General features: G+C 68.5%; 6 protein-coding genes. 3 read left to right on the forward strand and 3 right to left on the reverse strand.

The genetic code is table 11. The features are described from left to right. Window positions 1–896: LysR family transcriptional regulator (locus VG296_RS19660; RefSeq protein WP_325567650.1), on the reverse strand; the 896-nt coding region annotated here is incomplete at its 3' end. 171 nt (window positions 897–1067) lie between these two features. Beyond that, the gene (locus VG296_RS19665) at window positions 1068–2627 is read right to left on the reverse strand and encodes an altronate dehydratase family protein (RefSeq protein ID WP_325567652.1); all 1560 of its coding nucleotides are present in this window, start codon (window positions 2625–2627) and stop codon (window positions 1068–1070) included. A 168-nt stretch (window positions 2628–2795) separates the two neighbouring features. Here VG296_RS19665 and VG296_RS19670 point away from each other — a divergent pair, with 168 nt between their 5' ends. Further along, window positions 2796–3800 (forward strand): aldo/keto reductase, encoded by a 1005-nt coding sequence (locus tag VG296_RS19670; RefSeq protein WP_325567654.1) that lies wholly within the window; start codon window positions 2796–2798, stop codon window positions 3798–3800. Between the two features lie 2 nt (window positions 3801–3802). Further along, window positions 3803–4666, forward strand: coding sequence for an amidohydrolase family protein (locus VG296_RS19675; protein WP_325567656.1), 864 nt, complete (start codon window positions 3803–3805; stop codon window positions 4664–4666). Between the two features lie 42 nt (window positions 4667–4708). Here the strand turns inward: VG296_RS19675 and VG296_RS19680 are convergent, their stop codons facing one another. After that, window positions 4709–7768, reverse strand: a complete 3060-nt coding sequence (locus VG296_RS19680; protein WP_325567658.1) for a glycosyl hydrolase family 95 catalytic domain-containing protein — start codon at window positions 7766–7768, stop codon at window positions 4709–4711. A gap of 262 nt (window positions 7769–8030) precedes the next feature. Between VG296_RS19680 and VG296_RS19685 the strand changes: the two genes are divergently transcribed. After that, on the forward strand, window positions 8031–8663 hold the full coding sequence (locus VG296_RS19685) for a TetR/AcrR family transcriptional regulator (protein WP_325567660.1): 633 nt from the start codon (window positions 8031–8033) through the stop codon (window positions 8661–8663). Window positions 8664–8916 lie beyond the last annotated feature (253 nt).

Genomic DNA, 8916 nt, shown 5'->3' on the forward strand with positions numbered 1-8916 from the left:
GGGGCCCGCTCTTGGGCATCGAGGAAGGCTCGGACGACCGCGGAGTCCGCGCGCCGCCGGGTCCAGAACAGGGCGACGTCGCGGTGTGCGGTAGGCGAGTCGATGGGGCGCACGGCCAGGCCGTCGATGCTCGTCGTCTGCAAGGCGAGGCGGTTGATGACGCCGACACCGAACGCGGAGCGCACAAGTGCGACGAGGGTGGCGGGCTGGTCGGTGAGATAGGCGATGTCCGCGCGGGCCGCGGCGTCGCCGAGCGCATGACGAAGGTCGAACCCGCCGCCGTCCTCGGTCGTGCCCGCCGGATTGCCGATGAGCGGGCGGGTGAGGAGTTGCTCGATACTCACGGACCCGTTCCGGGCGCAGGGATCGTTCTCGCGCATTACGGCGACGATGTCCTCGCGCCAGATCGTGCGATCGCACAGCGTCGCATCCCGCATCTTCGGGAGCAGCGGACGGAACGCGAGATCGACCGTGCCGCTGACGACCATCTCCTCGAGGCTCGCGGCAGTGCCTTCGTGGAGTTCGACGCTCACTCCGGGATGCTCCGCCTTGAGCTCGCGCAAGGCTCCGGGCAGATAGGTGGAGCTGACACTCGGATAGCTCGCGATACTCACGCGTGCGACGAGGTTGTCGAGCGTGCTGCGGGCGACCTCGACCCCGCGCTGCAGCTCGACCAGCGCGCTCAAGGCGTGCTCGCGGAAGAGCTCACCGGCTTCCGTCGTGCGGGTGGGCCGAGCCTTGCGATCGAACAAGGTCACGCCGAGAGCATGTTCGAGTGCCGCGATGTGGGCGCTCACCCGGGATTGCGACAGGTGCAGCGCCCCGGTCGCGGCGCCGAACCCGCCCTTGTCCGCGACCGCGAGGAACGAACGCAGCCACGCGGTCTGCAGGGACATCGCATCCCGCGGATCGCTCCGCCTGCGCGTCGACTCGTCAGGTTGGGCAGCCGGCTCGGATATTTCGCGTCCCGGATTCACCACGACGAGAAAGTCTAGGTCACAGAGCCCGAGAGTGGCCGGTGAAGGCGGCGTTCACATTCACACCACGCACATTCACATCACGCACATTCACATCACGGCTCCCATTCGCCACGGGACGATCTCTTCGGTGCCGAAGCCGAGCTCCTCGGACTTGCTCGGGTGGCCTGATGCCATCTCCACCAGGGCTTCGAACAGCAGTGTTCCGTGGTGGATCTGCTGCGCGCGTGACATCGCGGGGCCGGCGTCGAAGTCGATGTCGCCTCGCATCCGGTGGTAGAGATCCGAGGTGCTGCTGATCTTGAGGCAGGGCGTGGGTCGGGAGCCGAAGACCGATCCGCGTCCTGTGGTGAAGGCGAGCAGATTGGCGCCGCCGGCCACCATTCCGGTGGCCGAAACCGGGTCGTAGCCGGGGGTGTCCATGAACGTGAGCCCGTCGGCGGTCACCGGCTGCGCGTAGTCGACGACGTCGTTGAGCGGGCTGGTGCCGCACTTGAGGATCGCGCCGAGCGATTTCTCCCAGATGGTCGTGATGCCGCCGGCCCGATTGCCCTTGGAGGGGTTGTCGTCGATCGTCGCGTCGTGAGTCGCGGTGTAGCGCTCCCACCAGGCGATCAACTCGTCGATCCGCCCGGCGAGCACGTGGTCGGCGGCGCGGGCGCGCAGGATGTGCTCGGCGCCGTAGATCTCGGGCGTCTCCCCGAGGATGACCTTCCCGCCGGCGGCGACCAGCAGGTCGGCCGCGACCCCCAGGGTCGGATTCGACGTGAGGCCGGAGTAGGCGTCACTGCCGCCGCACTGCAGGCCGAGGGTGAGCTCGGCGACCGGGATCGGTTCCCGGCGCAAAGCGGCGGCCTCGGCGACGTACCGCTCGATGCCGGCGAGTCCGGCGCTGACGGTGGCCGCGCTTCCGCCGAGCTCCTGGATCACCAGTGTCTCGACCGGCACCGCGTCCCCGAAGACGCTCTCGGGCTGGTTGATCTCGCACCCCAGGCTCACCATCACGACCTTGACGAGGTTCGCATGCCCGGCGTACCCCCGCAGAGTGCGGCGCAGGATCTCGTCACCCGCGGTCCCCTCGGCCATTCCGCAGCCCAGCTCGTGTGTCAGGGCGATGACGCCGTCCAGGCCGGGCGCTCCGCGGTACAGGTCGTCGGCGCGCTGCGCGATGATGCGCGAGACCGTGGCCGAGCAGTTCACGGTAGGTAGCAGGGCGATGTAGTTGCGGGTCGCCGCCCGCCCATCCGGCCGCCGGTAGCCGAGGAAATGGGTACGCGTCGGGGCCGCGGGCGCGCTCCAGCCCGCCACGTTTGACGCGGGACCCTTTGGCGCGTCTCCTCGCTGCCCAGCGGTGCTCCGTCCGACTCTCACATTGTGGACGTGCACGTGGGCGCCGACGGGGATGTCACAGGACGCGATCCCGATGGCCTGGCCGTACTTGTGAATGGGCGAGCCCGCGGCTATCGGGCGCACCGCCACCTTGTGACCGGCGGGGATGTCATCGAGTGCGGAGAATTCGAGGGCTTCCACCCGCATCGCGGTTCCTCGATCCACATCGTTCGGGACGAGCCCGACGTCGTCGACTCCGGCGAAGGCCACCAGCGGCGTGACGAACCCCGCGAGCGTCGAGGCGTGAGAGGGGGTGCCCATGCCTCTGACCTTAGGGCGGCGCACCTCCCCAGGCCCACATCGAATTCCGGATGGAGTCGATCGGTACAACGCGCTCGCCGAGATCAGCGCGGCGGTCTACCGTGTCAGGGCGACGGCGGACGGCGCGAAGGACCGACCGACTGGATTTCTGACCGCGGGAGCCGACGAATGATCGACTGGAAGCGCACCGTACGAGTCGGCGGCACCGACCTGTTCGTCCCGCGCATCGGGCTCGGAACCGCGTCTCTCGGAAACCTTCTCGTACCCGTCAGCGACGACGAGGCCGTCGGAGTCATCCGGAGCGCCCTCGATGCCGGGATCAGGTTCATCGACACGGCGCCGCTGTACGGCCACGGCCTCGCGGAACAGCGGGTGGCTCGGGCCATTTCGGGTTGGCCGCGTGAGGAGCTCGTTCTGTCCACGAAGGTGGGCCGGCTCCTCCGGGAGGGCGCGCCCCCCGATGAGAGCCAGTATCACCAGGGCGAGCCCTTCTACCGCGACGTGCCCTCGGCTGGCCCGGTCTGGGATTTCAGCGAGACCGGAATCCGCACGTCCGTCGCCGAGAGCGCACGGCGGGTCGGCGTCGAGCGTTTCGACATACTGCACCTGCACGATCCCGACGACCACTACCTCGAAGCGAGTACGACCGGTTATCAGGCGTTGGACGCGCTACGCCGGGAGGACTCGGTCGCGGCGATCGGCGCGGGCATGAACCACACGGGGGTTCAGACGCGGTTGGTGCGCCACTGCGATCTGGACGTGGTGCTGGTCGCCGGCCGCTACACGCTGCTCGATCAGACCGCGATGAACGACCTGCTGCCGGCGTGCGTCGATCGCGGTGTGTCAGTCGTCATCGGAGGAGTGTTCAACAGCGGAGTGCTCGTCGAGCCTTCACCGGGGGCGCGGTTCGACTACGTCCCTGCTTCCGACGAAGTGGTGGAACGTGCCCGGTTGCTCCAGGGAATCTGCCGCGCGCACGGTGTCCCACTGGCAGCCGCGGCCCTGCAATTCCCCCTGGCTCACCCCCGAGTTTGCTCAGTGTTGCTCGGCCCGCGCTCGATCGCGGAACTCGAGACGAACCTCCGGCTGCTCGAAGTCGACATCCCGTCGCGGCTGTGGCGCGATCTCATCGACGACGGATTGATCCGCGACGACGCGCCGGTGCCGGCCTAGCGATGACCGCCGTGTCCGGGCGCATCGACGCGCATCACCACTTCTGGGATCCCGCGCGCTACACGTATCCCTGGATGGCCGGCGCGGCCATGGATCCGGTCCGGCGCGCATTTACCCCGGCCGATCTGACCGTCGAACTGGGACCCGCGGACGTGGCGGGGACAGTACTCGTCCAGACCGTCTCGGACCTCTCCGAGACCCGGGAGTTCCTCGACATCGCCGCGCGCACAGATTTCGTCAAAGGCGTCGTCGGCTGGGTCGACCTGACCGCACCATCCGTGGCCGACGACCTCGACGAACTGCTCGATGGACCGACCGGGAGCCGGCTCGTCGGAATCAGACATCAGGTACATGACGAGCCCGACGCCCGATGGTTGTGCCGGGACGACGTCCGCCGCGGCCTCGCCGCCGTCCAGTCGCGCCGCCTCGCCTACGACCTGCTGGTCCGCGCCCGCGAACTGCCCGCCGCGACCGAGACCGTCGCGGCGTTCCCCGAACTGCGGTTCGTGCTCGACCACATCGCCAAACCCCGCATCGTCGACGGACATGACGAGCTGTGGTCCGAGCGGATGCCGCGGCTGGCCGCCCTGCCCAACGTCAGGGTGAAGCTCTCGGGCATGGTGACCGAGGCCGATTGGATGCAGTGGACTTCCGCGGATCTGCGCCCGTTCGTGGCGAGCGTGGTCGAGTGGTTCGGAACGGATCGGGTCATGTTCGGCTCGGACTGGCCGGTGTGCCTGCTCGCCGGCTCGTACCATTCGGTCTCGGCGGCCCTGGCGGACGCACTCGGCCCGTTGAGCTCCTCGGAAGAGCGCCTCGTGTACCGGGACAACGCTCTGACGGCGTACCGGCTCGACACGACCTGATCACCCTGCGGGCGCGCGCCCGCAGGGTGATCACCGCCATTTTCAGCTGAATGCGAGGGCGAAGACGTGGAGCGCGGGAGTGCCGGACGCCACGGCGGAGCCGGGTGGCAGGGTCACGGACGCGACGGTCTTGCCTGAGGTAAGCGGAACGTTGATGGAGAAGATGTCGGCCGTGTGGGCGAACGTGGTGTTGCCCTGGGTGTTCAGATAGGCCGAGTTCACCGCGACCGCTCCGCCGCTCGGCGCGCCGGTGGAGAACCAGTCGGGGACGGTGAGGCTGTATGTCTGGGTACTGCCGTCCGTGTAGGTGATGGTGCCTCCGCCGCTGGCCGGACCGTAACTCGCCGAGACCAGGAAGCCGAGGGCGGCGGCGCTTCCGGAAAGGTCGATGGTCTGTCCTTCGGCGACGGTGTTGTCGTCGGTGCCCGCGGCGACGTTCGGGATCGTGTACGTGACGCCGTTGGATACGATCTGCTCGCCCGGCCCGGCTCCGGCGTTGGTGAGCGCTGTTTCGGAGAAGGTCGAGCCGTTGCCGTCGTAGTTGCCCGGCCCGGTGTTGTTGTCGGCGGTGATGCCGACGTCGTTGTAGGAAGCCGAGAGGCCGGCGTTCCCGCTGGCCGGGCCGAGGCCGATCTGCACCGGGCCGAGGTGTTTGGCCGCGGTCGCCTGCGTTCCGGTGACCTGGGCGAAGCTGAGCGAGGTGGTCGGATTCGAGGGCTGCTCGACCAGGTAGGTGCCGCCCGCGGCGACCGGCACGCTGAAGGTCGCGGCGGTGGTCGCCGCGACCACGACGGCGCCGGTGGATCCGTTGACGACCTCGGCCTGCCCGCCGCTCGCGGACCACGGGTTGCGTACGCTCAGCGTCGTGCTACTGGCGGCCTGGATCGCCGCGGTGGCCAGGGTTCCGCCCTCGACCTGGACATCCACCTTCGACCCGCCCTGGATTGCGACGGTGCCCGAGGCGTCCCAGCCGGAGGGCCAGGCGGGCGCGAAGCGGATCGTGCCGTCGTAGTCGGTGGCGAGCGCCTCGTCCATGGCGGCGGCGACGGCGGAGGACTGCTCGATGTACGGCTCGTCGCTCGGAGTACTGAACGCGGCCAGACCACTGATATAGCCCTGGTACTTCTCGGTAACGGCGACGAGGTTGGACTCGACGGCCGAGGCGTTGTCGAGCCGCGCGGCGTCGACCGCGTCGAGGCTCCAGTCGTTGGCGTCCACGTTCGGCCGGTACTGGAAGGTGCGGTCGGCCAGAGCGGTCAGGTTGTCGCCGTTGACGCTCGTGTCGTCTCCGATCACCCCCCACGGCCAGACCGGTTCGAGGCCGATGTTCTCGATGTTCCGGACCGTCGCGGACGGCTGGTAGGAGTCGGCGATGACGTCGTTGCCCTGCGCGTCGAGGGAGGAGACGGCAGAGGCCGAGGTGGGCTGGGAGTTGAGCAGGGTGCTGAGACTGGACTGGCCGGCCCGCGCGTACGGCTCGATCTGGTTCTCGGCCGTCCTGAGCCGGGCGACGAGCGAGGAGTCGGTGTTCAGCAGTGTCGCCGCGCTCACCACGGCCGGTAACAGCGCCTGGTCGGCGACCAGGTCAGTGGTCGGATCGGTTACCGCCCACTGGGTTTCGTGCGCGTTCGCGGTGGCGTGCAGGTAGCCGTCCGAGCCAAGGCTCTGATAGTTGAGCAGGAAGGTCGCGGTCTGCTGGAGGATCGGGTAGTACGTCCGCAGGAAGCTGATGCTGCCGGTGTCGAGGTACTGCTGCCAGATCCATGTCGCGAGCTCGGCGCCGCTGGTGACGTTCTCGGCGTTCCAACTCGGGCTCGACGCGGTGGCGCACGAGGCGTTCTGCGTGTTGTCGCCGCCGTTGTAGTACCCGTTGCCGTTGAAGCGCATCGTCTCGGGGACGCAGGCGCCGGACAGGCCGCCCATCTGCGCGCCGGTCCACGACTCGATGGCCGGCAGATCATTGAGGTACATGTTGAAGATGGGCAGGTTCAGCGCGAAGTCGCCGGAGCTGAGGTTCGCCGCGATCTGCCCGCGCAGGTTCCACAGCCAGTAGCCGGCGGGATACCAGTCCTGCTGGTCCTCGTCGTAGGCGAACATGTCCGCGACGCCCGCCTGGCTGCCCGGGTACGCGCCGGACTTCATCGAGGCGGCCTCGTAGTAGAGGTAGAGGGTCCGGAGATTCTCCATGTACTGCGCGGTGCCATCGGAGGAGTTCGCCTCGATCAGACCGGAGTTCGCCCAGTAGCCGTTCCACCAGGCGGCCTGTGCGGCCAGCAGTCCGGATGCGGCGGCGGTCGGATCGGACCCGATCAGCGACGTGGCGGTGGAGATCGCGTCCCCGCCGGTCCATTTCGGCGCGGCCACGACGACGGCGAACGAGCCGTCGGATTCCGCGTTGAAGGAGACCTTGACCTGCGTGGAGTTCACCACCGACGCGCTGACGTTCTGGCCGCCCGCAGTGATCGCGGACATGGCGCCGAAGGTCTGGCCGGAGGAGCCGGACTGTGAATTGTCAGCCCAGGTCTGGGCCAGCGCGCCGTAGGCGCCGGACGCCGAGGCCGCGGGAGATCGGCCGGACCACAGGTTCAGGTTCGCGGTCTCCGCCGCGCCCGGCGCGGCTCCGGTGACCTCGACCACCAGTTCGTCCTTGTTCGCCGGCACCCAGGCCCGCAGGCTCATCCCGCCGCCGGACTCGTCGAGCACGCCGTCGTAGAGATCCAGATGTCCGCTGAAGTCCGCGGCCGTGGTCATCGCCGCGAGGCCGGGGATCTGCACCTGGCCGGGAGACAGCCGGTACGGCATGGTGTCGCTGCGGTTGAGCTGCGCGGTGAGGCCGTTCGCGGCCCACGCGGCGACGCCGAGGGATCCGTTGCCCAGCGGCAGCGCCTGCGCGGGCGCGGTGTTCGGCTGTCCGAGCACGACATCGGAGCGGCTGACCACGCCCCCGGTGTCGACCGAGAACGCGCCGTTCTGCCAGGCGGTGGTCAGATTCTGCGCCGCCGCGGGTTGGGCCAGCGGCGGCGCGAGCGCGAGCGCGCCCGCCAACGACAGGGCGGCGGTCGCGGCCGGCAGGAGACGGCGCGGTGGGTGTTGGGTGGACACGGGAACCTCCAGCATGAGGTTGCGCCAGACAATTGATATGCGGCGAGTGCGCGGAATCTGTGCCGTAGCCCTGGGCGTGGATGTGAGTGGGAGCCCGGGATCCGCGCCATCAACATAATCCGGCGCCCCGAGAGCGGCGAGCGCGTCTTGCAGATCGAAGCCATCCGCATTCCAGCTGCGCCTCGTGTATCACGGATGTTCCCTCACAAGTCAAGCGATCGATTGCTTGACAGGCAAGTAAACAACTGCTTAAGTTCAAGTCGTGCGAGCGAAGAGCGTGGATCTGCGTCGTGAGGCTGGTCAGCGTACCCGGGATCAGCTGCTGGCTGCTGCCCTGGATCAGCTCGCGGAACGAGGCCCCGAGGGGGTGACGCTCCGTGAGATCACGGAGGCCGCCGGGGCCAACGTCGCGGCGGTCAGCTACCACTTCGGATCGCTGAAGGTGTTGTGCGAGACGGCCGCCGAAGTCGCGCTGGAGCGGTATCTGGACGCTCAGCACGTGACGATGAGTGCCCTGACGTCCGGATCGACGCTCCTCGAACTGGCCGCGGCGTTCGCCCGGCCGATGGTCGATGCGCTGGCGGCGGGTGGGCACGCTCTTGCTGTCATGCGGACCGTGGCGCGATTCGGGGCCGATCCGCCGGAAGGCTGGGATCGTCTGGACAGCAAGTTCGACGAGACCCGGGCGGACGCCCTGCGGGTGCTCGCGGCGCACCACCCCGAGCTCGGGCACGAGGAGCTGATCTTTCGGCTCCGATGCGCGGCCGGCATGGTGAACTGGCTGGCGCTCGCGCCCATCGGCGCCGACCTGGCAGGCAAGCCCGTGGCAGAGATCGAGCGCCTGCTGTTGCCCGTGCTGGCCGGGGCGTTCCGGGGCGACCAGGGCATCGGCTGATCCGCGGCCGCGGCCCGATCGACGAATCAATTCAAACGATCGCTTGACAGGCTTGCGGGGTCGACATAGCCTCTTCATCAAGCAAACATTTGATTTCTCACGAGGGAGCCCACCATGACCACCGAAGTCGAACACGTCGTCCGCCAGGCCTACCACTACGCCGAAGGCGACGTCCTGAACGTGCAGGGCTTCGTCGACCTGTTCACCGACGACGGCGTCTTCCGCGACATGGTCAACGGCCAGGAATACCGCG

The organism is Actinospica sp., from assembly GCF_035552695.1.
Classification (GTDB): domain Bacteria; phylum Actinomycetota; class Actinomycetes; order Streptomycetales; family Catenulisporaceae; genus Actinospica.